This is a genomic window from Herbivorax alkaliphila (assembly GCF_030848475.1).
In the GTDB taxonomy this organism is placed as follows: Bacteria; Bacillota; Clostridia; order Acetivibrionales; family Acetivibrionaceae; genus Herbivorax.
Map to the genome: position 1 here is coordinate 1 of NZ_JAVDDS010000154.1, position 821 is coordinate 821.

The window sequence follows — 821 nt, forward strand, 5'->3', positions numbered from 1 at the left end:
TAACTTGAGCGTCTCAGACGTCCTTGAAAGATCCCATGAGGATGACCTGCGTAAGCGTGCAACTGCACCCGTGAGAGGATGTAGCGGAGCACTGCTTCATGCCCTTCTTCAGAGGAATGCTTCATGCTCCTGCTTTCGCAGCTTTTACTGAGACGCATTGATATGTGGAGTTCCCTGCCCCACAACGCCAGACTTGACCACGGATGGTCAAGCCTTGATAAATCCTGCATTAGCCTAATTGTTTCACTATATATAAACATAGTGTAATAGTTTTGGTACTGTACTTATTCGTTTCAGCATGGTTTATTACTATATGGTAGCCTATTTGAAATTAGGCAAAATAAGAATAAAAATTTAAAACAAACCAGCCAAGTGTATATACCCCGAAGTTTAGTAGAGAAAGAATTAATAGCGTAATATTCAGCCATTGTGGTGCAATTTTTATTTTCTTAATGATGCAAATTATTATCACAATACAGGTAGTTAAAGATATAACTCCTGTGATTGTCAGACCCCAAAATGATTGGTACCAGTTAAAAAAGAACCAAGCAAAACGAGAATCATTATCAAACCAAAATTCATAAAAACACAAAAGAGATATTGCAGAAATCATTGCAAGAAACCCATAAATCAATAACAATACTAAAACATATTTTTTTCGCATTAAATTAGCCCCTTTCTTCAAACTGGTAAATCGCACCTAATATAAATAATCTACAGTTCGTACTTTAAAACTTTAGCGAAGCAAGAAATCTCCAGAGAAATACCCAGACAAACCCGAGACACGATGTCGAGGTAACGCAGGGAATTCCATATATCGT

The 821-nt window shown here is 37.3% G+C and carries 1 protein-coding gene; it reads right to left on the minus strand.

The window, feature by feature from the left end:
• Positions 1 to 331 precede the first annotated feature (331 nt).
• A complete protein-coding gene (locus RBH29_RS17810; RefSeq protein WP_306698354.1) occupies positions 332 to 664 on the minus strand; it encodes a hypothetical protein in 333 nt (110 codons plus the stop codon).
• Positions 665 to 821 lie beyond the last annotated feature (157 nt).

Excerpts from the sequence above, each read along its gene's own strand:
- RBH29_RS17810 (WP_306698354.1), bottom strand. The coding sequence starts at position 664 with ATGCGAAAAAAATATGTTTTAGTATTGTTATTGATTTATGGGTTTCTT.